This is a genomic window from Thalassotalea euphylliae (genome assembly GCF_042682785.1).
Taxonomy (GTDB): domain Bacteria; phylum Pseudomonadota; class Gammaproteobacteria; order Enterobacterales; family Alteromonadaceae; genus Thalassotalea_F; species Thalassotalea_F euphylliae.
Genome location: NZ_JBHUIB010000001.1, coordinates 539,600 through 564,352 on the forward strand (window position 1 = coordinate 539,600; position 24,753 = coordinate 564,352).

The following is a 24,753-nucleotide window of genomic DNA, read 5'->3' on the forward strand; positions in this document are numbered from 1 at the left end:
AACTAAGCTCTTACGTCATAACGCTATTGATGGCAACGCTTTATTTCTTCAACAAACGCATCAGCTAATGGCGACGCGCTGTTTGCTTTTGACGTGATCAACATCAACGGAATTTGGTACGAATACTTTTCAGGGCGAATCACTTTAAACTGCCCCTTGTCTACCCAATAACTGGCGTAATGTTCAGGTAAATAACCGATAAATTCACCTGATAGGATCAATTGGGCAATCCCTTCATCATGATAGGCGGTTGCACTATTGGTGTAATTAAGTCCGTCATTACGCACTTCTTTATCTCGCATGTAGTTGCTGGTAATAACCTCAGCTTGCTTGAGCAGTTTGGTTTGTTCTGTCTGCTTACAATCAAAAAGCGAATGTCCTACACCGCAATACAAATAGTTAATTTCGTTGTGTAGCGGATAGTAATCTAGACCGCGAATCTGGTGGCGACTGACACCTAAACCGACTTGAGAACGACCATTGATAACCGATGTCTCTACCTCTCGTGCTTCACAAACATTCATATCAAATTGAATATTTTGACTTTTAGATTTAAGCGCAGAGATAGCCCTCGCTACGCCACACCTTGGGTCACTCACTAACGTATCTATGGTTGCAATGGTCAGCCGCCCAGAGAGCTCGTTTTTAGAGCTGGCAACTGTGGATGCAAAAGCCTCGCATTGTTGAAGCAGCTCAAGCGATGCTTGATAGGTAACGCGGCCAGGTTCTGTCAATTCAAAGCCGCTACGTCCCCTTTTGCAAAGCGTTATACCCAACCGAACTTCAAGATCAGATAAGTGGGCACTTATGGTAGAACGTCCTATATTTAAACGGGATTCAGCCGCTGATAAACCGCCGCACTCAACGATTGCGACAAATATTCTGAGCAGTTTTAAATCAACGTCATGAACTTGCATTTCCCAAAACCTTAAAGTGATGAATTTTTACCGGAACTTAGCTCGATTCTTAGTTCGGCCATTAGTTCGATAAAACCGGAATGAATTACGAACATTATCTATCTATAAAACTTTATCAGCAAGGTAAAATCGCGACATAACTTGTATATACAACCAAGTATACAAACCACAAATTAAACAACAGATAACTAGGAGCATTAAGATGACATTTAAGTACGGTATTGATCGTCTAAACCTAGACACGGTTAACGGTATTGCCGATGGCAGTATTGCAACTGAACTAAGCGCTGAGGCAATCGAAAAAATTAATACAAGCCGCCAACGTGTTGAGAAAATGGCAGCCTCAGATGAAGCCGTTTACGGTATTAACACAGGTTTTGGCCCATTATGTGATACCCAAATCACACCAGAAGAAACGGCTCTATTACAAAAGAATTTATTAATCACCCACGCGGTTGGCGTTGGTGAGCCAATTGCTAAACACAATTCTAAATTAATGCTGATCACCAAAGTTCACGCATTAAGCCAAGGCTTCTCAGGTATTCGTCTTGAGACGGTTGAAAGAATGCTTAAGTTTATTGAGCTCGATATTATCCCTGTGGTACCAGAGCAAGGTTCAGTCGGCGCTTCAGGCGATTTAGCACCGCTTTCACACCTTTTCTTACCATTACTTGGTGAAGGTGAATTTTGGGTAGGCGACGATATTAAACCAGCTGCTGAAGTGCTAAAAGCACATAACCTTGAGCCAATGGAATTATTAGCCAAAGAAGGTTTAGCACTGATCAACGGTACCCAGTTCATTCTGTCGCACGCCATTACTGGCTTAACTAAAATGCGTTACTTGCTTGATTTAGCCGATTTAACTGGTGCAATGAGTATTGAAGGCATGCAAGGTAGTGAATCTCCGTTTAGAGAAGAACTACACGCAACGCGTCCTTTCCCTGGAAATATTGAAGTTGCTAAACGTATGCGTTTCTTCTTTAAAGATTCAGAAAACATGGCATCACATGAAGACTGTGATCGTGTACAAGATCCTTACTCGCTTCGTTGTATTCCGCAGGTACATGGCGCATCACGTAACGCATACAACCATTTATTAGAAATGACAGAACTTGAAATGAACTCTGTTACTGACAACCCGATTGTTATCAGCTCAGAAGAAGCCATTTCAGGTGGTAGCTTCCACGGCCAACCACTAGCAATGGTATTAGATTACGCCTCAATTGCAGCAGCAGAGTTAGGTAATATTTCTGACCGTCGCTGTTACTTATTACTTGAAGGTTTACACGGCTTACCGCGCCTACTAACTGTAGCGGGTGGCTTAAATTCAGGCATGATGATCCCACAATATGCAACAGCAGCACTTGTAACAGAAAACAAATCACTTTGTTTCCCACCATCTGCTGACAGTGTTCCAACATCGATGGGTCAAGAAGATCACGTTTCAATGGGTAGTATCTCAAGCCGCAAGTTGAATCAAATCTTAGGCAACGTTGAGAAAATTTTTGCGATTGAATTAATGTACGCCGCTCAAGCTATCGACTTTAGACGTCCTAACAAGTGTTCAGACATCATCGAAGAAAACTTCGTGATCATTCGTGAAAAAGTAGCGAAGTTAGAAGAAGACAGATTATTAAAGCCTGATATTGATGCCATTATCGCTATGGTTAAGTCTCAAGCCTTTAACGTAAACGTTCACTAGGAGAAATTAGTAATGACTTTTCAAGAAATCATCACTCAGGGTATTCCAAGTGAATTACCAGCACCTCAACCATACCCAGCAGGTATCAGCCGTGCGCCAAAGCGTAAAGACATTTTATCGGTAGAAGAAAAGCAATTAGCGGTGCGTAATGCTCTACGTTACTTCCCTGTTGAATGGCATGCTGAATTAGCGGAAGAGTTTGCCCAAGAGCTTAAAGATTTTGGCCGTATTTACATGTACCGCTTTAAGCCAAATTATGAAATGAAAGCCCGCTCAATTTCAGACTACCCAGCAAAATGTCAGCAAGCAGCTGCCATTATGTTAATGGTCGACAACAACTTAGATCCTGCGGTTGCACAGCATCCACAAGAGCTAATTACCTACGGTGGTAACGGTGCGGTTTTCCAAAACTGGGCGCAGTACTTATTAGCAATGAAATACCTAAGTGAGATGGAAAGTGATCAAACGCTTCATATCTACTCAGGTCACCCAATGGGCTTATTCCCGTCTTCAGAAGATGCGCCGCGTGTTGTTGTTACCAACGGTATGATGATCCCGAACTATTCGAAGCCAGATGATTGGGAAAAGTTCAATGCGCTAGGCGTAACCCAATACGGTCAAATGACCGCGGGTTCATTCATGTACATTGGCCCACAAGGTATTGTTCATGGCACAACCATTACGGTAATGAATGCATTCCGTAAAGTGCTTGAAAAGGGCGAGTCACCAAAAGGTAAAATTTTCCTTACTGCCGGTCTTGGCGGCATGAGTGGCGCACAACCTAAAGCAGGTAACATTGCCAACTGTATTACTGTTTGTGCAGAAGTAAACGCCCACGCAGCAACTAAACGTCACCAACAAGGTTGGGTTGATGAACTTATCGATAACATGGACGACTTAGTTTCACGTGTTCGCACAGCACAGGCCAATGAAGAAGTGGTTTCAATTGCCTTTATTGGTAACGTGGTTGATGTTTGGGAAACTTTCTATGAAGAAGAAATCTTCGTTCACTTAGGTTCAGACCAAACATCACTGCACAACCCATGGTCAGGCGGTTACTACCCAGTTGAAATTTCTTACGAAGAGTCGAACCGTTTAATTCGTGAAGAACCAGAAGTATTCAAAGAAAAAGTACAAGCGACTTTGAAGCGTCATGCTGATGCAGTGAACAAGCACACAGCGCGCGGCACCTACTTCTTCGACTACGGCAATGCCTTCTTACTGGAAGCGTCACGTGCAGGTGGCAATGTTATGGCTGAAAACGGCATTGATTTTAAATACCCGTCATACGTGCAAGATATCTTAGGCCCAATGTGTTTCGACTACGGTTTTGGTCCATTCCGCTGGGTATGTACTTCAGGTAACCCAGACGATTTAGATAAAACTGACGCAATTGCTGCCAAAGTGCTGAACCGAATCATGGAAGAATCACCAGAAGAAATTCAGCAGCAGATGCAAGATAACATCACTTGGATTAACGATGCTAAGCAGAACAAGCTAGTCGTCGGCTCTCAAGCTCGTATCTTATACGCTGATGCGCAAGGCCGTGCAGAAATTGCTAAAGCATTTAACGATGCCATCAACGCAGGTGAAATTGGTCCAGTAGTACTTGGCCGTGATCACCACGACGTATCGGGTACTGACTCACCATTCCGTGAAACTTCTAACATATACGACGGTAGCCGCTTTACTGCTGATATGGCGATTCACAATGTGATTGGTGACAGCTTCCGCGGCGCAACTTGGGTATCTATCCATAACGGTGGCGGCGTTGGCTGGGGTGAAGTAATGAACGGTGGTTTCGGCATGTTACTTGACGGCAGCGAAGCGTCAGAGCGTCGTTTAAAATCAATGTTACTGTTTGATGTAAACAACGGTATTGCTCGTCGTAGCTGGGCACGTAACGAAGAAGCTAACTTTGCGATTAAACGCGAAATGGCACGTACACCTAAGCTTAAAGTAACGCTAGCAAACTTAGTTGAAGACGATATTTTAGATAACCTAAGTTTCTAGCTAAAGTTTTTAGATTCAATTTCTAGAAAAGTCTCTAGATTGAATTTCTAAAATTATCATTCAATGAATCATCAAAGCCCTGCTGTTGCAGGGCTTTTTTATTTCACCGCAAACCAGTCTGCTATATCTTGCTCATTTGATTGGGGTGTAAAACCTCTATCGGCTAAAAATTGGGTAGCTGACGAAAAGTCAAAAAATGCCCGTTGGATGTATTCGTATTCTCCGCATGCTCTTGTTCTGTCGAATACTTCTTTTTGAATCTGGTATTTCACAATACTCGCTTCACATCGGCAATTGTTCTCTACCGTCCATTTATTTAAGTCCTGTAATACTGGTAGCGCTTCCTGCACCATTAATTCACCGTGCTGCGTAGAAATGAGAATAGCCCACGGTTGTTCAACCAACGCCATAGACACCCGCTTGAACTCTTCAGAAAACGCCACTGCGGCTTCTACATTCCAAGCGTCCATCACCTTAACAAGCAAAATATTGTTCTTATCTATTTTAAACGCCCAACGACCATGGATATGCATAAAGCTGCTCTACTCAACTTACAAAATACTCTACATTAAAGACTAGATTGCGTTAGTGTTTTAGCAATTGAAAAGTCGGGATTTTTTGCGAAGATTACATAGTCGCTAACAAATACCGCATGCTGAAAACAACATAATCTGCATATACTATCTAGGGAACTGATCTAGCTAAATAATGTCTTGTATCAATACATACTTATCCTAAAACTCCGTACTCTATTAAAAAACAAGAGACCTAGTATGACTAATCGCCTTCATATCAGTGTTAAAAACATTCTTTACCCACTCATATTCTCTTCTTTGTTGATAACACCGCAGCTAGCCAATAGTGCTGAGGAAGCTAACCAAAGCCATTGGAAAAATGCTCCAAACCTTCCGTATAAGGTGCAAGAAATTTACCCAACGGTATTTAACAACCACATTATCGTCGCAGGCGGTTTATCACCTGATGTTGGCGCGAAAGGCATTGGCGTTTCAGACCGTGTTGTTGTTTATGATCTAGAAAAAAAAGTGTGGAAAGAAGGCCCTAGCTTGCCAGAACCCAGACATCACCCAATGCTCGTTGTCGTCAATAACAGATTATTGTCTTTCGGTGGTTTTACCGTTGACGCGCAAGGCATCTGGCATAACAGCACTGATGTGCTTGAACTCACGCCCAAAAAAGCTGGTAGTAATGGAGATATATTGACCACAGGCCAATGGCAAAACATCGCGCAAATGCCCGCGCCTTTGGCAGAGACGCTTGGCGCTGTACATAATGGAAAAGTGCACTTAGTTACTGGCCGCACACCTAAAACTCAGAGCAAAAACAGCCAGTGGATAGAACAAGCGGATGTCAGCACTCACTACACCTTTGATTTAAACACGCTAACTTGGGCCAATGCAGCTCCCGCGCCGACTGCCCGAAACAGTGCCTGTAGCGTCACCACAGATAAGCTTTATACCATTGGCGGGCGAACCGTTTCTGGTGGTAATTTGGCCTCTCATGAAGCGTATGATTTTAAAACCGACACATGGCAAACATTAGCGCCACTGCCTGCGGCACAAGGCGGTTTAGCTTGTGCTACCGATGGTAAACATATTTACGTATTTGGTGGTGAGTTTTTCAATAATGGTGGCGGCGTTTATTCAGAGGTTTGGCAATACAGTATTTCCAAAGACACATGGCAGGCCGTTAGCGAAATGCCAAGCCCACGTCATGGTTTGGGGGCACTAACCATAAACGGTTCAATTTATGTCATTGGTGGTGCGCTGCAAGCAGGAGGAGTAGATACCAGCAGCTTGATGACAACTTTTTCGCTTGAATAGCGTGTAAAGACCGTTCAAAAATTTGTTCAAAACGCGCCTTTGTACAGTGTGACTGCAGCTTTGGGGCGCTAAAACTAGTCGACAGGCAACACTAGATGGTGAACGTCACTTTTAAACCGCCTAGAGAGCTTTGCTCTGCTTTAATTGAGCCACCATGCGCTTTTATTAAACTTTCGCAAATTGCCAGCCCTAGTCCAGAGCCGCCCGTTTGTCTGCTGCGTGATGATTCAACACGATAAAGGCGTGTGAAAATCATCGTCAACTTGTCTTTGCTAACCGTCGGCGCTGTATCTTCAATACTCACCTCTAACTGGCTGTCTTTCATGCCAGCGCTCAAGGAAATCGTGCCTGGCTGGTCGGTATAGGAAATAGCATTTGATAACAAATTATCAATCACTTGCTTGATACGCTCAGCATCCAAAGACTTTTTGACATCTGCGAGTGCTAACTGACATTGCCAGCTATAGCCACTTCCCTCAACCAAACCTTGCCAGTCGCCCTGCCACGTTTCAAATAATGGATGTAGCGCTTCTTCTTCCAAGTTTAGCTCTAGTGCATGTGTGTCTGCTTGCGCAAGCTGATAGATATCTGAAATCAAATTATTGATTTCGTTAACTTTGCGGTCTAGTTTGTCATAACTGTCTTCCACATCACTGACGATGTCGTATTGCAAAGCTTGAATTTGCAGTTTAAGTGCTGACAGTGGTGTGCGAAGTTCATGCGATACATCCGCGAATAGCTCTTGTTTCTGTTGCAGTGCTTTTTCAAATAAATCAGCCCTTATGCTTGCCAATTTGCGTCGTTGAACAAGCAAAAATGTTAATGCGACAAACACAATAGCCACAGCAACCAACACAATCATTAACACCTGTTTTTCTGCCGCTTGCGTTTCCAACACCTTAGCTTGCTCAGCCTCACTTTTTTCAAGTTCAGTCACTTTTAGCTTTTCTTCAAGCAAGTTAACGTCACGCTTGTAGCGTTCTAACTTTTCACGTTGATCTTCTGTATTCAGTTTTTCAGTTAATTCGACACTTTCATTCAAATGAAAGTGGGCTTTTTCATAATCTTTGACGCCTGTGTAAGCTCCCGCAAGGAGTTTAGTTATCTCCATTAAATTTTGTTCAAGCGAGAGCTCTGTTGCCACTTTTAGTGCGGGTATTAACTCATCTAGTGCTGCCTGATAGTTTTCTTGGTCTAGGCTGTATCTCGCTTGTTCCACTCGTACAGACATTATTTGGTAGGGCGAGTCTGACTGTTCAGCGCTTTGACGAGCCAATTGCAAACTCTTTGCCCGGCCTTGCTCGTCTGCCAATTTATCGTAGATTCTAGATTGTTGAAGGTAAGTTTGTGAAAGCTCTTTTGGAGTCGTTATTTTTAGTAATTGTTGAATTGCTTGTTGGTTAATTGATAACGCTTTGAGGTATTCTTCCATTTTCAGGTAGCCAGCTGCTATCCCCTTCATATCAACAGCTACACTGCCGATATCACCAAGCTCCTCATCTAATTGTTGCGCCTTTGCAAAGTACTCAATTGCTTTTTCAGGTTCTTGCGACTGTAAAAATATGTCCCCTAAATTGTAATACACCGACGCTCGATAACTTTTGCTGCCATGAGCTTCGACAGCCTCCCTCGCTTGCAACAAATATTGAGTGCCCAGTACTAAATCACCATTGTTTTTAAACATCAAACCAAGGCTATTTAAAACAAGTAACGTACCTTTGCCATTGCCCTGCTCTTCGTATACATCAAGTGCTTGCTCATACACTTGTTTCGCTATGACAAACTTTTTTTGGTACTGCAATGCATTACCAAGTAAGTAATAGGTATTACCAAGTAAGTCAGGATAAGACAAGCGAGCAACATCTGATGCCTTGCGCGCATACTCTTCTGACGCAATGTAATTGTTACGTCGAAATTCCAAGGTTGACCACGTCAGTAAACTTTCTACTTTATATTGAGGGCTGTATTCGTCATAGGATGCTGATAACTCATTCAATATTTCTTCTGCTTTTTCATAACGCCCTGTTTTCCAATACAGCGCAGCAACACGCTGTTTAGCGCTATTTCTTACACCTTGATCAGCATGGTCAAATAAGGTTGTTAGCCACGCTTCATTTTCTGGCGTTGCTGCATGTGTGCCGACTATTTTTGCGAGTAGCGCTTTAACATCGTCATCTGATGCGAAGGAGAGTGGAGGAAGCAGTAAAACGACCAATGTAATGAATATTAATTTTTTGTACATATAGACTCTTTTTCAACACACGCTTTCAGGCGACTATAAACAATAATTATGTTGTCAGTTTACATGTCGGTGATCATGTTTGCCAAAATATTGAAACTACAACAGTTAATTGACAAGCCTCAGCAATATCGCAGTTTTTGTCCAAAAGGCAGCCTAAAACGTTTCTTTTTAAGTATGGCTCTAGTCCCTGTCATTAATAGGTTTCAAGGCACAAATAAAGCTTTAAACTTCATTTATGCCACAGGATTGTGAACCAATTATGGAGCGCTTTGAAAACTAAGGTAATTTCTCTAAACCTTTCCCTTACTAGTTCGCCACACAGCCCTTAATTTACGGTGCGGCTTCCAGCATTTACGTACTTAACCAAAAGAAAAATTTGTTATCACCAAGAAGCAATCCATATTCTTTGCACATTGTGTTGATATGCTTCCACCATAAATACCAATATTCGAGACACTATGGTCTTGATAGCGCAATCAACTAATGGATGTGAAATGAAAACGCTAATTCAACTTTTTATATTGAGCCTTGCCATAAATAATGCTCATGCAGGCCTTATTGAAGCAAATTACTCGTTTGATGGTACGAACCTGACACTGGAAAGTGGTGAAGATATTCGTAATACCAATTTCAATGTTGGTGACACACTAACACTCTCGTTTTCAGCTGGTCACGAAGGCTCATATTGGGACTTTAGCGGTATTAACGATCGTAGCTATGAAGGTTTTGATCTTGTTTTTGATGAATACGCTAATCGCCAAATTGATGGCCATTTTTACTATTACTACGATGATGCTTTAGTTAGATCAAGCTACTATTATGTGTGGGATGATGGCTTCAGAGGCGGCCCATATTCGACGAATGTAATACCTGTTGATTTTGTCGATATGTTTAAAATTGAATACACATTTTTCAGCTCTACTGCAGCCTCAGATTTCATCACAACATCAAGCAATGTATGGTCAATCTGGGATACATTCGGTGTCAGTAACTTCAGTGTACCTTACGTGAACAATCAAACTGTCGACGTCGAAGAGCCAGGCACACTGGCGTTATTCGCGCTAAGCGTATTGGGATTTGCAGGCTTTAACGCGAAACGAAAAGCGATGACAAAGTAAAACACTACCAGTAATAAACGAACTTAAAAGCCGTCAGCACATTACTGTGCTGGCGGCTTTTTTTGCACCACTTCTACCAAACCTTTAAGTCCGCCAAATAACTAATACACCATAAGAAATATCACTCTCACAGAGCTCATTTTTCTCATTCATTCTAAAAGGTATAAATTAACCACTTTATTTTAGACGGCTAAACATCTATACTCCCAAATCAAAGGTGTAATAAATTAGATTAAGGCAATACATTGAATAATGGCTCAGAGTTAAAAGCTCGATATAACGACTACAACCGAGGTGTATATTTCATTGGTACTACGCCGCCTAAAGATGACACCCCTATTGAACAGGTGGATGAGATCGCTGAAAAGCTCCTTGAGCGAGTCAGTGATATCGATGTTGACGGCTTTATCGTTTATGACATTCAAGATGAAGCATCTAGAACAAATACACCACGACCTTTCCCGTTCAAAAGCACACAAGATCCTCGCTTGTATTCATACATACTCAACAAAAAGTCTACGCGACCGGTGATAGCCTATAAAAGTGTTGGCCAATCAAGCGTTGAGGATTTTCATAGATGGGCTGATGAAGCATATAAAGATTACAACATTAGAGACCTCGTGTTAGTGGGCAGCCCGTCGCGCGACCACGAAGTTTCTCTGTCGCTAAATGATGCCTACCAGGCATTAAAAGAAAATGAACATAACTTTTTTACCGGCGGTATTACCATTGCTGAACGCCACGCCAGCAAAGGCAACGAACATCAACGCTTGATTGAGAAAAACGAGCAAGGCTGTAACTTTTTCATTTCTCAAGCTATCTACAACCCACAAGCGACGATTGATAAGCTGACTCGCTACGCAATTGAATGTAAGAAGTCAGGTTTAAAACCGCAGCGAATTATTCTGACGTTTTCCCCTTGTGGTAGCGAAAAAACCTTAGAGTTTATCGAATGGTTGGGTGTGAGTGTGCCAGAGGCCACCAGTTTACGAATCTTAAATGCTGAAAACCCACTGTATGAATCAATCCGAATTTGTAGCAATAGCTTGCAGCAAATTTTAGATGCGGTTATCCCCTACAACCTGCCGCTTGGCTTAAACATTGAGAGCTTAACCAACCGCAAAGAAGAAATTGACGGCTCAATTCTTCTCTATAAATTGCTGCGTTCAATGATGGACTATTATCTCGTTAAGAATGAGCTAAAAGTACTAGGACGCAGCTAGCCATTATCCGAAATAAAAATGCCAGCTAATGTACTTAACGTGCTGGCATTTTCAGTTCAGGTATTTAACAAATAACTATTGTTATTACAGCGTATCTTGCAGCCATTGGAAGAATTCGCGCTGCCACACAATACCGTTTTGCGGTGTAAGTATCCAGTGATTCTCTTCAGGGAAGTATAAGAAACGACTCTTTAGGCCACGCAGCTTCGCAGCTTGAAACGCTTGAATACCTTGTCCTAACGGCACGCGATAGTCTTTGCCGCCATGAATTACAAACATAGGTGCATCCCATTTATCAACATAATTGATTGGGTTAAATTGACCGTATGCCTTGCTTGCTGCTTCGTTATCGTTGTCCCAGTATGCACCGCCAAAATCATGATTTACAAAGAATAACTCTTCAGTTGTGCCATACATACTGCGCATATCAAAAACACCACAGTGAGAAATGAATGAACTGAAACGCCCTTCGTGATTACCCGCTAAATAAAACGCTGAGTAGCCACCAAAACTTGCGCCTACTGCGCCAATACGCTTCTTATCAACATAGGACTCTTTCGACACATCGTCGATGGCATCAAGATAATCTTGCATAGCTTTGCCACCCCAGTCTTTGCTGATGACTTCATTCCATTCAACACCATGACCCGGCATACCGCGACGGTTTGGCGCAACAACGATATACCCCTGTGATGCCATCACTTGGAAATTCCAACGGAAAGAGTAGAACTGCGATAGTGCCCCTTGTGGACCACCTTGAAGATAAAGCAACGTAGGGTACTTTTTACTTTCATCGAAGTTAGGTGGATAGATAACCCAATTCAGCATTTCTTTGCCGTCTTTTGTCGTGACCATACGCTTTTTCACTGTGGGTAAATCAAGACCTGCATATAAGTCTTTATTTACTTGTGTCAGTGCAACTAGCTTTTTGCTTTTTAGATCTAAACGGAAGATTTCTCTCGCCGTATTCATGTCATTACGCGTCACCACCAACTGATCTTTCAACGCGGCGACAATACCATTTACGTCGAATTGACCTATTGTAAGCTGGGTAATCTTTGGGTTTGACTTTGATGTCACGGCCACTTTAAACACTTGAACCGTGCCATCTGTCGGCGCTACAAAGTAGATGTGCTTGCCATCATGGCTCCACTTAAAGCTGTTTACCGTGCCGTCCCAATGTGCGGTTAGGTTAACGTTTTTTCCGTTAAGTTTAACGATAATGTCATTCTTGTCAGACTCATAGCCTGGCGTTTTCATTTGTAGCCAAGCAAGGCTGCCTTTTGGCGAGAACGCAGGGTACTTGTCATAACCTTCGTTGTCATCAGTAATGTTTGTTGTCTTTTTACTGGCGAGGTTATAACGATAGATATCTGTGTTGGTACTTGTGACATACTCTGTGCCCATCAATTTTTTACTGACGTAATAAATGTTTTCGCCCTTCGGGCCCCAAATATAATCTGCGGCACCACCAAAAGGAGAAGTAGGCGTATCGAAGGCCTTACCTTCCATAATGTCGACTTTTTCTTCTGACGTTAAATCTTGATAGAACACATGGTTAAAGCTACCGTCTTGCCATGTATCCCAGTGGCGATAATTTAAATCATCAAAGACGTAAGCATTCGCTTGCGCCATATCTTCATGTTTATCAGACGCCAGAATTGATTCAACTTGGACTGACTCATGGAATAATTTTTTATTGCCGTCAGGTGAAATTTTGCTATTGATTAACACACCCTGATAGCCATCAAGTAAAGTGGCAGCGCCGCCCTTGACGGGAACCTGATATACCTTGCTGCTGAAGTCATTGTTTTCAACACTCGGTGTCGTGACTCGGTAAATAACGTGTGTTTTCTCTTTATTTAATCCCATTGGGCTGACACGTTTTACTTGCCAAAGTTTTTCAGGAGTCATCACATCAGCTAATGCTCCTATACTCATTGCTAACCCTAAGCTAGCGGTTACTAGAACTCGCAACATTGCAAAATATCTCCGTAAGTTTAAGCACAAATAGCCTAACGAATTACAAACAAACATAAAAGGAATAGCCTGCACTCAAGTATTTGAAGATATCTTATGAATCTGTAACCGTTAAAATACAACGAGTATGAATAGGTCTAACGACTTAACGAATACGTAAGTATTACCGCACCGCTTAATTTTGTAGCCTATGGTTATAAAACGCGAACCACATAAAGCCACCTCAAATAAAGAGAAAACACATACATGCACAAAGTAGCAGTGAGCATCGGCAGTAATGTTGAACGGGAACATCACGTAGGCAATGCGCTTAACGCACTCAACAAACATTTTGTGCCACTGCATGTATCACATTTTTATGATTGTGAACCCGTCGGATTTACCGGAAACAACTTTCTAAACTTAGTAGTCACTTTTGATTGTGATTTAAGCGTTGGTGAATTAGCTGCTCTCCTTCGAAGTATTGAGCATGATAATGGGCGTATTCGTGGCGGAGAAAAGTATGGCGATCGCACACTCGACCTGGATATCTTGACGTTTGATGATCTGGTAGGTGTGATTGACGGTGTTGAACTGCCAAGAGGCGAAATTACTGAATATGCCTTTGTACTTTGCCCTCTAGCGGATGTCCTGCCTGACGCTATCCACCCTGTTACACAGCTAACTTACTCACAAATGTGGAATGATTTTGACCAATCATGCCAAAAGGTGACTTATTCCAAATACAAGTGGCCCTAACACTTTCATTTGTCTATATCAGCGGTACAGATTGATAGGTCCAGCTAAGTAAGTGAATACTTACAGCGGCTAAAATCCACAAAACTAATCTAAGCAAACTGTTGCGCCGTATTGTTACATCAAGATTAAATTAACGAGGTGCACTATGAATCATAATGCCATCATCACCATTACCAACCTCAGGCTTCGTACCTATATTGGCTTTAATGAAGAAGAAAAAAGCAAACAACAAGATATCGTTATAAACGCAGAAATTCATTATCCAGCCAACAACCTTTGTTTAGAAGACAATGTCGACAGTGCACTCAATTACAAAACGATATGTAAAAACGTTATCAGCCATGTTGAAAACGGGCGTTTCCTGCTTTTAGAGAAACTGACCAGCGATGTACTCGGTATTTGCATCGACCACCCCTGGGTAACGTATGCACAAGTAAAAATAGATAAGCCGCATGCTTTAAGATTTGCTGACTCAGTGTCGCTAACCTTGAGTTACAAAGCGTCGCCGGAGGAGCAGGCATGATTTCGCTCGAAGCACAAAAAGTGCAGCAAGTATTGATTGATAAAGGGCTCGAAACGCCTCTTATGCCCATTAACATGACCGCTGATGAAAAGTATGAAAGGATCAGAGGTTTGATGACAGAGGTCGTCAGTACGTTAGGGTTAGACCTTAATGATGACAGTTTGGCAGAGACACCTCATCGCATTGCGAAGATGTATGTGAATGAAATATTTTCAGGGCTGGATTATCAAAACTTTCCCAAGATAAGTGTCATTGACAATAAAATGTCTGTGGATGAAATGGTCAAAGTGTCTGACATTAGCTTAACCTCAACATGCGAACATCACTTTGTGACTATCGATGGTCTCGCGCAGGTTGCGTATATACCGGACAAGAAAATCATTGGTTTATCTAAAATAAACCGAATCGTGCGATTTTTTGCGCAGAGGCCTCAAGTGCAAGAACGTCTCACACAACAAATCCTTCATGCCATTCAAGCACTAACCGAGACTGACAATGTAGCTGTGTCCATCAAAGCAACGCATTACTGCGTAAAATCAAGAGGTGTCATTGACGTTAATTCTGCAACATCAACCACTGCACTGGGCGGAAGTTTTAAAACTAACCCACAAACCAGAGCGGAGTTTTTAGGGTGAAAGACGTTATTGTTATAACAGGTGTAGGTAAGCGCTTGGGTTATGAATTAGCCATCAAACTACTCGAGCAGGGATACCTCGTTGAAGGCACTTACAGAACCGAATACCCCGAGCTGGAAAACTTGCGTGAATTGGGCGCGAACTTGCATCAAATCGATTTTTATCAACCCCAACAGCTCACTCAGTTTATTAGCTATTTGTATAAGCAGTACACCAGTTTACGGGCTATTGTGCACAATGCATCAGACTGGAGTCCAGACAAGCCAGAAGCAGGAAAGCAATGGCATTCAACGGAAGAGAGCTTAATGGGCTATACCAGTATTTTGCAGAAGATGATGGCTATTCACGTCTCTGTGCCTTATCAAATGAATATGGCACTGCAAGAGTTACTATCCGCAAATGAAGAATCTAGCGACGTTATCCATATCAGCGACTACGTGGTTGAGAAAGGAAGCAAAAAGCACATTGCCTATTCAGCAAGCAAAGCGGCACTAAACAACCTCACGCTGTCGTTTGCAGCATTACTGGCGCCCAAGGTAAAAGTAAACACCATATCGCCAGCCTTGCTTAAATTTAACGAACATGACGATGACGAATATAAAGACAAAGCACTGCGAAAAGCGCTCATACCGCGTGAAGCAGGGTTTAATGAAGTCATTGACGCCGTCTTTTTCATCTTAGCGAGTAAGTACATGACAGGACGAAATGTGCAGCTTGATGGCGGTAGACACTTGAAGTAATACAGCTGCTATATCGACAGTCTTAATATCTCAAGCGCCGTCACAATTCATTACCCAAAAAAACAAAACCCTGGCCGAAGCCAGGGTTTGTAAGAATTGATGAGTTAGCCGATAAGTAAACTTACTAATCAAAACAACATACTGTCTTTATAAAAACACACCCTTAAACAAAAAGACGTTAGGAACATGTGCAGTATATAGCGCTTGTGTAAAAAGCAGTAATTGACCTATCCAGTTAGGTGTTACTTCCTACACGCTATTAACAGCGCAGTTCACTATAAATCCATGTCGTCGCAGCCTCATAGTACTATGAGCCGCTTACTCTCACTTTTCTAGCAATAACAAATAACAACGCGCCTAAAAACAATGCAAAGCCACTAGGCTCTGACACCGACACTCTCGCTTCCCTAACTAGTAACGTTGATAGCCCCTTATATGAGCTGGTTGCTGAAGAGTCAAAATTGCGGTGATCCCATAGAGTAATGTAATCATTTACAGAAAAATCTGTTGCCCCCCAATCAGAAATAATCAGAGTGGACAGGCCATCTGTTCCCTGAAAAAGCGCCTCAGAAGAAGTGGCTAGTCCACCAGCATAAGTGTCGTTATACCCGATAACATCAAAGATACTGTCCCAAACCGAATCATCTTCACCTAATGAATTTCCGTCTTGTGCTTCATAGATTCCTGACCTGTCTGTTTCAGCGAATTCAACGTCTGCTTTTTGTCCGCCAGCATAGGCAATATGACCAACCATTGTCATAACTTCTTCAAGCGTTGGTAAACGCCACCCTTCATAAATGCCACCCGTTTCTAGTTGCTGGACGGTTTTTACATACTGACGGCTGTTGGTAACACCAAAGTCAATCCAAACAAGCTCGGTGTCTGTGTCATAAAAGCTATTGTCAATAATATCGTCATAATTGATGATCGCTGAATGTACATTGAATGCGCAAAGTACTAAAAACAAAAGTGTTAATGTACGCATGTATTAAAACCTCTTTTTCTATATGTTTATTTAAATAAGCTTTCACTTTTGGGTGCTATTACAGCTACTGACAAATAATCACTCTTTGATTGAGTTTGACTAAACACGATCAGCGCAGCATACATTTTGATGACAGCATGTTCGGTTCACACGCTTTAGCGTCTGTTAGTCAGCTCTGCAGGAACGCTTTATCGCATAAAAATGTGTAAAAATAATGGAGATAAGAGAAATGAGTGAATTTTCATTGAATTAGCCGATAAGGCGATTACTCTTTAGGCATAGCTTCGTGGACAATTAAGTCTCAAAAAAAGAAAAACCCAGCCGAAGCTGGGTTCCCTTATAATAAGTGAGTTAGCCGATAAGCCGGGTTCTGTCGGGGACAATCATTCGTCTAGGCCTTAAATCGCTCTAAGGCTCAAGCAACCTACCCGGTTTCAACGCGAGCCACGCCATTCGAAACCCTATTTGGTCTTGCTCCGAGTGGAGTTTACCCTGCTGCCAACTGTTACCAGCGGCCCGGTGCGCTCTTACCGCACCCTTTCACCCTTACCGGTGCTAAAAGCACTTAGGCGGTCTTCTCTCTGCTGCACTTGTCGTCGGCTTTCGCCGCCCAGACGTTATCTGGCACTCTGCTCTTTGGAGCCCGGACTTTCCTCCCCTTTATCTGTCTATCATCCGCCGAAACGGTTGATACAACGATAAAGCAGCGATTGTCTAGCTAACTCGGCGCGCATTTTAGCGTAAATAGAGGGCCACCCCAAGCGTTTAATTCAATTGCTGCGTCAACCACGCCATAGCAAGAGATTTATCGGTGAAAAATTCAATATTTTGCGTTTTTAGGGCAGGTGCTCGTTTGAGCATAATATCTTTTTGCATCGGTGAATTAATAACAAGCGCTTTAGCTTTAATAGGTTGCGTTGACAGCCAGCGGTTGTATGCATCAAGTTCTTGGTAAGCTTCTGGTGTCCCTCCTTCAAGCTCCAAATCATCGACAAGCATAGCAAAAGGTTCGCCTCTTAATTGCGACACTTTTTCGCGCACTGCCTCTGTGTAGCTTTTACACCCGTCTTTATTAAAACTGCCCTTCAGCACACAGGAGATAATGCGACCAATTAACTCAACTTGGTATTCGCCGTGTTCGTCCATCAGGTTATCTCAATACAACTTTGTCACACTATTGCATATTTACAATAAATTAACACTTTTCATCTTTGATGTAGATCATTCACCAATGACATTTGTCACCTGTAATTGCTGACAAGTGTCTATTAACCGAGCCATAACCTATTAAGTATGCTGTGCATAAATAAAGTAAACACGTTTTGACACAAGGAAAGCACATGAGTTATTTATTTTTAGCCTTAGCAATTTTTAGTGAAGTTTCAGCCACATTATTACTAAAAGCATCTGACGGCTGGGAGAAATGGTGGTTTGGTATGGCATCTATCGGCTTGTATTCACTAGCCGGACTTTTCCTCGGCGTTGTGCTCAAAGAAATGAGTGTTGGCCTAACTTATACCATTTGGTCTGGTGTTGGCATCGCACTGGTGTGCATTGCCTCAGTGCTTATTTGGCAACAGAAGTTTGATGCATATGCTTTATCGGGTATCGCGCTTATATTTGTAGGCACCTTACTTATTACCGCCAAATCAGGCGTAGTCATGCAGTAAACACCGCCCAATATACTCACTTGGTTACCTAAGCCGGAGCGCTATTGCAGCCCTCCGGCTTTTTTGTGCTGATAAATTTTTTCTGAATCAACGTTATGACATTTGTCATGTTGAATTGGTGACAAGTGTCTATAACAACTAACACGCGTTTTCATGACAATAACCTTGAACTAACGACACAAGGAATTGGAGAACATCATGAAAAAATTACTACTTATTGCAACATTCGTTTCTAGCCAAGTATTTGCTGCACCACAGCACACTCAAGCCATTGAAGATGCGGCTATGCAACTGAACACGCCAGCGCTTGTAGAACTGAGCCAAACAACAGAAGGTTACGACCAAGCGTTTTCACAATATCGTTTAGCAATCAACTACAACCTGCAAGCAGAGCAAGATAAGGCAAATGAAGCGCTAAAAGTGGCTATCAACACGTTAGAGGCGCTAACACAGCAAAATGAAAATGATGATGAAGCCTGGGCATTACTATCACAAAGCTACGGGCTAATGATTGCCTACCAACCAATGAAAGCGGTTTTTTATGGTCCCAAGTCAGGTAAAGCGTTAGCCAAAGCAAAATCTTTGAATAACCAAAACCCACGTATTTTTCTTGTTGAAGGTATCAGTGACTACCACACACCTGCCATGTTTGGCGGCAGCAAAGAGCGCTCAGTTGAGGCGCTAAGCCAAGCTATTTCGCTATACCAGTCACAAGCGGTTAATGACTATAGCTGGGGTGAGGCTGAGGCATATGTGTGGCGAGGGCTCGCAAACCTTGAGCTAGACAACAAAGAACAAGCACTTGTCGACTTTGCTAAAGCGACAGATATCGCGCCAGATTATTTATGGCCACAGCAGTTAATGAAGTCGCACCAATAATTAGCCCTATAAATAAAAACACCACATAAAGAATAAGCAAATAAACAGTTGTCTAGCTTGGCTAGGCAACTGACAAGGACAAAACAATGACAACGCACAACAAGACACTTGACCACTATCGAGACGAATTTAAGCAGAAAAAACTCATGGCAACACCACTTGCTGGCACGCTTGTATGGTTGGTGCTGGGAATCGCTGCATTATTTTTTCCACCAGAGCAGATGATCATCCCTTTTTATATTGGCTTAGGCAGTATTTATTACATTGCCATTGGTATCGGCAAGCTCACAGGCGAAGATTTACTGCTACCAAAAGAAAAGCGCAATCCGTTCGATACCTTGTTCCTGTCAACGATGATCATGTCATTACTGGTTTTTGCTATCGCCATTCCATTTATGCAAGAAAACTTCCTTGCACAGCCAATGGCGTTAGGTATTTTGTCTGGCCTAATGTGGTTCCCGCTCTCTTGGATTATTCAACACCCTGTTGGCATTTATCACGCCGTCAGTCGCACATTAACCTTAGTCGTTATTTGGTATGTTGCGCCTGAACATTCGTTTACCTTGGTCCCTTTTGCCATCGTCATCATTTATGCTTTCTCTTTAGTAAGCCTTTATAAACGCTGGCAAAAAGAAAACTCTACGCTTGTTGGCAAGCCTGCTGAAATTCGTTAACGTAAACCTAACAAGGAGCGGTTATGTCTACTCAATTAAACGAAGCCCTAGCGCAAAGCGATAGACCTTATTGGATATGGGGGCCGCTGGCATTTTCCAGCTTTTACTTCTTACCTTTATTGTTTAACTTCAGCGCGTTTGCTGGTCTAAAGCTTATTGCTGTTTTCCTTATTTATGCATGCTTTGTATTTCTATATTACAAAGCAGTAAATAGCATTGGTGAAAAAGCGTTTATGCCAGTGTTAGCCATGATTCTGTTGTCTATTGGTGGCACCTACATTACGCCAGGCACACAGTCATTATTTGGTTTTGCGGCGTATTTTTGCGGGTTCAATTTCGCCTTCAACAAAGGTATCCAAGGCCTTATCGGCATATTGCTCGCTATTGTATTTTCTGCCTTTACGTTTAACTTTGTCGATGCCTTTTTCCTAGCGCCAGCCATTGTTGTTTCTATTGGCTTATTCTCGTTTGGCCATGCCGAGCGTAAAGAACGCCTGCACGAACAAACCCATAAAAAAAGCCAAGACACCATAGAGCAACTGGCAACCATTGCTGAACGCGAGCGAATTGCGAGAGATTTGCACGATTTGGTGGGTCACTCCTTGTCTTCAATTGCCCTTAAAGCAGAGCTTGCAGAAAAACTTATGCTTGCAGGTCAACAAGACAAAGCGCAACAAGAGGTAGCTGCTGTCGCTTCCTTGAGTAGAGAAGTATTGTCTGAAGTGCGCACCGCGGTATCAAATTTAAAACAACAACAGCTTTCAGAGAAGTTATCTAACCTAGCGAACCAACTAAAGTCACATGGTTTTTCGGTTCATGTATCAAATAACACCAAGCAATTAGATGCCAATGTCGAAACTAACGTTGTGCTAATGCTTACCGAGGCCTGCACCAATATTTTGCGACACAGCAAAGGTAATGAAGTCTCTATTTCATTAAGTCAGTCTCCAGACCGCTTAACAATAACAATTAACGATAACGGCGAGAGTGAAGCGCCCACAATGGGCAATGGTTTACAGGGCATATCAGAACGCTGTGAACAACTAGGTGGGCTGTGTGAAATACACCACGACAATGGCTTTGGCCTTGCCATCAATATTCCAACGAGAACAGTATGATCCGAATACTTATTGCAGAAGACCAAGCATTGGTGCGAGGCGCGATAAGCGCATTATTGTCACTCAGTGGCGAAGTCGATGTAGTCGCAGAAGCTGAAAATGGTAAACAAGCTATTGCGCTTATCAATGAACACCAACCAGATATGGTACTCACTGACATTGAAATGCCAGAAATGACGGGCATTGAAGTGGTTGAACATATGGCCGAGCATCACCCCAACATTCAATCGGTGATCATGACCACATTTTCCCGCGCTGGCTATATTAAACGGGCCATTAACGCAGGTGTAAAAGGGTTTATTTTAAAAGAGGCCCCCTCTGATTATTTACTGCAGGCGTTGAAGTCGATTCAGCAAGGTAAAAAAGTCATCGACCCAGAATTAGCCATTAGTGCTTTAGACGATAACGACCCGCTGACAGACAAAGAACGCAAAGCACTGAGGCTAGCAGGAGACGGGCTAAAAACAAGTGATATTGCTGCCAAACTATTTTTGTCGGAAGGCACTGTTCGAAATTACTTATCAGAGGCTATTGCCAAGCTCAACGCAGCAAATCGTATCGATGCAGCGCGTATTGCTCAGCAAAAAGGTTGGTTGTAAAAGGTTTGCGACAATAAAGTTAGCTGTCCTTCATTGAAAGCGCTAAATCATAAAGTGCTTTCTTCTTTAACCCATGAATTTCAGCAGCAATAGCACAGGCTTTTTTCGGCGGTAATTCATCAAGCAGTAGCTTTAATGTTTTCTCCGCTTCTGGTGAAATGCTATTTTCCACCAATTTAGCGCCCTCAATCATCAGCACCATTTCACCTTTAAGCTGATTTGGGTCATCGCTCAGCCAATTAAGCAGGTTTTCTGCCGTATCAGAGTGAACCGTCTCGAACGTTTTTGTTAGCTCACGCGCCATTACCACTTGGCGCTCACCGCCCAATACCTCAACAATGTCTTTTACCGTATCAATTGCTCGTCTCGGTGCGTCGTAATAAACCAAAGTACGTGTTTCCGCTTTGACTTGCGAAAGTACTGATTGGCGTTGGCCCGATTTTGGTGGCAAAAAGCCTTCAAAGGTGAAGCGGTCAGTCGGTAAACCAGATACAGAAAGCGCAGTAATTGCTGCACAAGCACCAGGCACCGGCACTACAGGAAAGTCTTTCTCGCGCAAATAGCGAACCACATGAAAACCAGGATCACTAATTAGCGGCGTGCCTGCGTCAGACACTAGCGCGATGCTTTTACCTTGCGACAACAAATCAGCAACTTGTTCCTGACGTTGTCTTTCATTGTGGTCATGTAGCGATAACGTTTTTGTCTTAATACTAAAAGCTGACAGCAGCTTCTGTGTGTGCCGAGTATCTTCACAAGCAACAATATCTACTTGCGAAAGCACCGCAATAGCTCGCTCGGTAATGTCGCCTAAATTACCAATAGGGGTAGAAACGACATAAAAAGTGCCAGCATTTATTTGAAAGTCAGACATTTAAATAGCAACGGTTGAGACTGAATGTGATGAAGTTTATTATAAACCCATGCCCGAACGCACGGATTTCTCTTTAGTGATACCTCAAAGCTTACATCGCATGAAGCGTATTAGCGCTTGTCTTGCTTGTTCAACCTTTATCTTATTTGGTTGTGCTACGCCGCAAAAAACCGTTGAGCAACAGCCAACTATTGTCGAACCAGAGCCTATTGTTGAAACAGGTAAGGATGCGCAAAGCTATATCGAAGACACTAAAAACCAACCCGCTGAACAAGCCACACTATCGCTGCTGACAGCAAGTGAGCTGCTACTTAGCGAACAGGATGCTGAAAAAGCGTTATGGTTGGCCAATCAAGTTGACGCACTGCTTACAAACTCACAAGACAAATACCGCGCTAAGCTGGTTAAAGCACAAGCTCTGCTGGCACTTGATGAAATTTCGTTGGCGCTTGAGCAACTAGAGCACGCAGATGAATTAGGGGTAACGCATCACTTCAATTACTATGCAACCATGGCGCAAGTGCAACAAGCGCGTGGTTTCGACTTAGAAGTATTAGCCGCCAGTTTGCAGGCATTTCCGCTTAACCCAAGTGCCAATGAATTAGATATTGACGGGATTTGGCAACAATTTAAACAGCTGAATAGCTGGCAATTAAGTGATATTTCAAAGCAGTCGTTGCCTTACGTAAAAGGTTGGGTGCAGTTAACACGCTACGCTAATCAATTTGGTGCGGAGCAAGAGCAGTTCAATCGCTACTTATCTCAATGGCAACGCCAGTACCCAACGCACCCAGCAAACGCAGTCATTTTACCACTCCAGCAAGAGCTGATTGAAGCGCCAATAAATTACGACAAAATAGCCGTTATTTTGCCGTTAAGTGGTAAACAGCAAGCGGCAGGCATGGCTGCACAGCAAGGCATTTTGGCGGCATACGCAAACAATGCCTCTGCGGTGATAAAATTTCATGACTCTACAACGCTTGATTGGCAAGCTCTTGACCTACAGTTTGAACAAGACGAAACAGACTTTGTCATTGGCCCTTTGCTTCGTGCAAACGTAGAGCAATACCTGGCTAACGTCACCACGGAAATGCCGACGCTGTTGTTGAACTTACCTCAGCCTAATGAACTAGCCCCGTATCAGTATGCGATTTCTATGCGCCCTGAAGATGAGGCTATTCAAGCTGCGGCATCGCTCGCGAAAAAAGACTACAAGATGCCAATCGTACTGGTTCACAATGATTCGGTGAGCCAGCGCATCGCCAAGGCATTCACATCAGAGTGGCATCGTGCAACCGGCTACAGTCCAACGAACTTGCCTTTTGAACGCGGTAAAACACTGCAAACAACACTTAAGTCAGCACTAGGCGTTCACCAAAGCCAAAGTCGCATTAAAGAGATTGACCGCCGTATCAAGTTCAACCTGAAAGCTGACCCACGAAACCGTCGTGATATCGATATGATTTATATCGTTGGTTCGCCAACCCAAACACGACTGTTAAAACCGTATATTGACGTAAACATTAGCCCTTTTGCTGATGCTATTCCGATGTACGCAAGCTCCCGAAGCCATAGCGCAAGACATGACGGGAGTGACACACGTGATTTAGCAGGTCTTAGCTTCACTGAAATGCCTTGGTTATTAGACAGCAAGCAGCAAAACAAGGGCCTTGCTGAGCAATCAAAAGCCCTGTTTCCGCAACGCAGTGACAGCTTACAGCGCATTTTTGCAATGGGCTTTGACGCATTGAATTTAGTCAACAAGCTCAATGCTATGCAAAACAGGCCTTTCGTGAAACATTTTGGTCAAACGGGAACATTGACGTTAAATAACAATCAAATTCTTACAAGAAGCTTGTTGTGGGGAAGGTACGACAAGGATAAGGTGACTGAAATTGCCATGGATTAAGTCGCTGCTAAGTACACGCGAAAAAGGCCAAACGACTGAACAATTAGCACTAACACACCTGCAAAGTTCTGGTCTAAAGCTTATCGAGCAAAACAAACACTTTAAATGTGGAGAGCTCGATTTAGTATGTAAAGACGGCGACTGTTACGTATTTGTCGAAGTAAAATATCGGAAATCAAATCAATATGGCGGCGCGGCAACGGCGGTGTCGGCTAGTAAACAACAAAAAGTTAAGAACAGTGCATCGCTTTATCTCCAACAATTGGGATTAAACGAATATAATACCCCGTGTAGATTTGACGTGGTTGCTTTAGAAGGCGATCTTGCACAACCACAAATAACCTGGCTGAAAAATGCCTTTTAAGGAGTTTTT

General features: G+C 42.8%; 23 protein-coding genes and 1 other RNA gene. 16 read left to right on the forward strand and 8 right to left on the reverse strand.

Annotated features, from left to right (window positions below):
* Positions 1-23: 23 nt before the first annotated feature.
* Positions 24-917 (reverse strand): LysR family transcriptional regulator, encoded by an 894-nt coding sequence (locus ACFSJY_RS02425; protein WP_386030731.1) that lies wholly within the window; start codon positions 915-917, stop codon positions 24-26.
* A gap of 202 nt (positions 918-1,119) precedes the next feature.
* On the opposite strand from ACFSJY_RS02425, the gene hutH reads away from it, so the two are divergent.
* Both hutH and ACFSJY_RS02435 read left to right on the forward strand, forming a co-directional pair.
* Positions 1,120-2,619: a histidine ammonia-lyase gene (hutH, locus tag ACFSJY_RS02430; protein WP_386030733.1), complete on the forward strand. Its 1,500-nt coding sequence runs from the start codon at positions 1,120-1,122 to the stop codon at positions 2,617-2,619.
* A 12-nt stretch (positions 2,620-2,631) separates the two neighbouring features.
* Positions 2,632-4,632: a urocanate hydratase gene (locus ACFSJY_RS02435; protein ID WP_386030735.1), complete on the forward strand. Its 2,001-nt coding sequence runs from the start codon at positions 2,632-2,634 to the stop codon at positions 4,630-4,632.
* A gap of 98 nt (positions 4,633-4,730) precedes the next feature.
* Here the strand turns inward: ACFSJY_RS02435 and ACFSJY_RS02440 are convergent, their stop codons facing one another.
* Positions 4,731-5,165 carry a hypothetical protein gene (locus ACFSJY_RS02440; RefSeq protein ID WP_386030737.1) on the reverse strand — a complete coding sequence of 145 codons (435 nt, stop codon included), beginning with the start codon at positions 5,163-5,165 and terminating at the stop codon, positions 4,731-4,733.
* A gap of 240 nt (positions 5,166-5,405) precedes the next feature.
* Between ACFSJY_RS02440 and ACFSJY_RS02445 the strand changes: the two genes are divergently transcribed.
* Complete coding sequence (locus tag ACFSJY_RS02445; protein ID WP_386030739.1) at positions 5,406-6,473, forward strand: Kelch repeat-containing protein; 1,068 nt, start codon at positions 5,406-5,408, stop codon at positions 6,471-6,473.
* A 91-nt stretch (positions 6,474-6,564) separates the two neighbouring features.
* Here ACFSJY_RS02445 and ACFSJY_RS02450 read toward each other — a convergent pair whose 3' ends face one another.
* A complete protein-coding gene (locus ACFSJY_RS02450) occupies positions 6,565-8,715 on the reverse strand; it encodes a tetratricopeptide repeat protein (RefSeq protein ID WP_386030741.1) in 2,151 nt (716 codons plus the stop codon).
* A 494-nt stretch (positions 8,716-9,209) separates the two neighbouring features.
* On the opposite strand from ACFSJY_RS02450, the gene ACFSJY_RS02455 reads away from it, so the two are divergent.
* Together ACFSJY_RS02455 and ACFSJY_RS02460 are read left to right on the forward strand one after the other, a co-directional pair.
* Positions 9,210-9,833, forward strand: coding sequence for a hypothetical protein (locus tag ACFSJY_RS02455; protein ID WP_386030743.1), 624 nt, complete (start codon positions 9,210-9,212; stop codon positions 9,831-9,833).
* Positions 9,834-10,078: 245 nt separating this feature from the next.
* Positions 10,079-11,056, forward strand: coding sequence for a methylenetetrahydrofolate reductase (locus tag ACFSJY_RS02460; RefSeq protein WP_386030745.1), 978 nt, complete (start codon positions 10,079-10,081; stop codon positions 11,054-11,056).
* Positions 11,057-11,140: 84 nt separating this feature from the next.
* Here the strand turns inward: ACFSJY_RS02460 and ACFSJY_RS02465 are convergent, their stop codons facing one another.
* On the reverse strand, positions 11,141-12,997 hold the full coding sequence (locus ACFSJY_RS02465) for a S9 family peptidase (protein WP_386030747.1): 1,857 nt from the start codon (positions 12,995-12,997) through the stop codon (positions 11,141-11,143).
* A gap of 285 nt (positions 12,998-13,282) precedes the next feature.
* Here ACFSJY_RS02465 and folK point away from each other — a divergent pair, with 285 nt between their 5' ends.
* The 4 genes from folK to folM all read left to right on the forward strand — a co-directional run bounded on the left by folK (position 13,283) and on the right by folM (position 15,672).
* Entirely contained in the window at positions 13,283-13,774 is a 492-nt protein-coding gene (gene folK / locus ACFSJY_RS02470) for a 2-amino-4-hydroxy-6-hydroxymethyldihydropteridine diphosphokinase (RefSeq protein WP_386030749.1), read from the forward strand.
* 145 nt (positions 13,775-13,919) lie between these two features.
* Positions 13,920-14,297, forward strand: a complete 378-nt coding sequence (gene folX / locus ACFSJY_RS02475) for a dihydroneopterin triphosphate 2'-epimerase (RefSeq protein ID WP_386030751.1) — start codon at positions 13,920-13,922, stop codon at positions 14,295-14,297.
* Positions 14,294-14,932, forward strand: a complete 639-nt coding sequence (gene folE, locus ACFSJY_RS02480) for a GTP cyclohydrolase I FolE (RefSeq protein WP_386030753.1) — start codon at positions 14,294-14,296, stop codon at positions 14,930-14,932. Before folX ends, folE begins: the two co-directional genes overlap by 4 nt.
* Positions 14,929-15,672: a dihydromonapterin reductase gene (gene folM / locus ACFSJY_RS02485; RefSeq protein ID WP_386030755.1), complete on the forward strand. Its 744-nt coding sequence runs from the start codon at positions 14,929-14,931 to the stop codon at positions 15,670-15,672. Before folE ends, folM begins: the two co-directional genes overlap by 4 nt.
* A gap of 307 nt (positions 15,673-15,979) precedes the next feature.
* Here folM and ACFSJY_RS02490 read toward each other — a convergent pair whose 3' ends face one another.
* The 3 genes from ACFSJY_RS02490 to ACFSJY_RS02500 form a co-directional block, all read right to left on the reverse strand.
* Positions 15,980-16,657 (reverse strand): hypothetical protein, encoded by a 678-nt coding sequence (locus tag ACFSJY_RS02490; RefSeq protein WP_386030757.1) that lies wholly within the window; start codon positions 16,655-16,657, stop codon positions 15,980-15,982.
* Positions 16,658-17,000: 343 nt separating this feature from the next.
* Positions 17,001-17,383, reverse strand: an RNA gene (gene rnpB, locus ACFSJY_RS02495) — RNase P RNA component class A.
* A 39-nt stretch (positions 17,384-17,422) separates the two neighbouring features.
* Entirely contained in the window at positions 17,423-17,803 is a 381-nt protein-coding gene (locus tag ACFSJY_RS02500; protein WP_386030759.1) for a hypothetical protein, read from the reverse strand.
* Between the two features lie 194 nt (positions 17,804-17,997).
* Here ACFSJY_RS02500 and ACFSJY_RS02505 point away from each other — a divergent pair, with 194 nt between their 5' ends.
* The 5 genes from ACFSJY_RS02505 to ACFSJY_RS02525 all read left to right on the forward strand — a co-directional run bounded on the left by ACFSJY_RS02505 (position 17,998) and on the right by ACFSJY_RS02525 (position 21,597).
* A complete protein-coding gene (locus ACFSJY_RS02505) occupies positions 17,998-18,327 on the forward strand; it encodes a DMT family transporter (protein WP_386030761.1) in 330 nt (109 codons plus the stop codon).
* A gap of 198 nt (positions 18,328-18,525) precedes the next feature.
* Positions 18,526-19,206 carry a hypothetical protein gene (locus ACFSJY_RS02510; protein ID WP_386030763.1) on the forward strand — a complete coding sequence of 227 codons (681 nt, stop codon included), beginning with the start codon at positions 18,526-18,528 and terminating at the stop codon, positions 19,204-19,206.
* 86 nt (positions 19,207-19,292) lie between these two features.
* Positions 19,293-19,880 (forward strand): DUF7010 family protein, encoded by a 588-nt coding sequence (locus tag ACFSJY_RS02515; RefSeq protein WP_386030765.1) that lies wholly within the window; start codon positions 19,293-19,295, stop codon positions 19,878-19,880.
* A gap of 23 nt (positions 19,881-19,903) precedes the next feature.
* Positions 19,904-20,998, forward strand: coding sequence for a histidine kinase (locus ACFSJY_RS02520; RefSeq protein WP_386030767.1), 1,095 nt, complete (start codon positions 19,904-19,906; stop codon positions 20,996-20,998).
* Positions 20,995-21,597, forward strand: a complete 603-nt coding sequence (locus tag ACFSJY_RS02525) for a response regulator transcription factor (RefSeq protein ID WP_386030769.1) — start codon at positions 20,995-20,997, stop codon at positions 21,595-21,597. The genes ACFSJY_RS02520 and ACFSJY_RS02525 overlap by 4 nt, the downstream gene beginning before the upstream one ends.
* A gap of 19 nt (positions 21,598-21,616) precedes the next feature.
* On the opposite strand, the gene rsmI is transcribed toward ACFSJY_RS02525, so the two are convergent.
* The gene (gene rsmI, locus ACFSJY_RS02530; protein ID WP_386030771.1) at positions 21,617-22,471 is read right to left on the reverse strand and encodes a 16S rRNA (cytidine(1402)-2'-O)-methyltransferase; all 855 of its coding nucleotides are present in this window, start codon (positions 22,469-22,471) and stop codon (positions 21,617-21,619) included.
* Positions 22,472-22,520: 49 nt separating this feature from the next.
* Here rsmI and ACFSJY_RS02535 point away from each other — a divergent pair, with 49 nt between their 5' ends.
* On the forward strand, positions 22,521-24,380 hold the full coding sequence (locus ACFSJY_RS02535) for a penicillin-binding protein activator (protein WP_386030773.1): 1,860 nt from the start codon (positions 22,521-22,523) through the stop codon (positions 24,378-24,380).
* Positions 24,367-24,744, forward strand: coding sequence for a YraN family protein (locus ACFSJY_RS02540; RefSeq protein ID WP_386030775.1), 378 nt, complete (start codon positions 24,367-24,369; stop codon positions 24,742-24,744). Before ACFSJY_RS02535 ends, ACFSJY_RS02540 begins: the two co-directional genes overlap by 14 nt.
* The last annotated feature ends 9 nt before the right edge of the window (positions 24,745-24,753 follow it).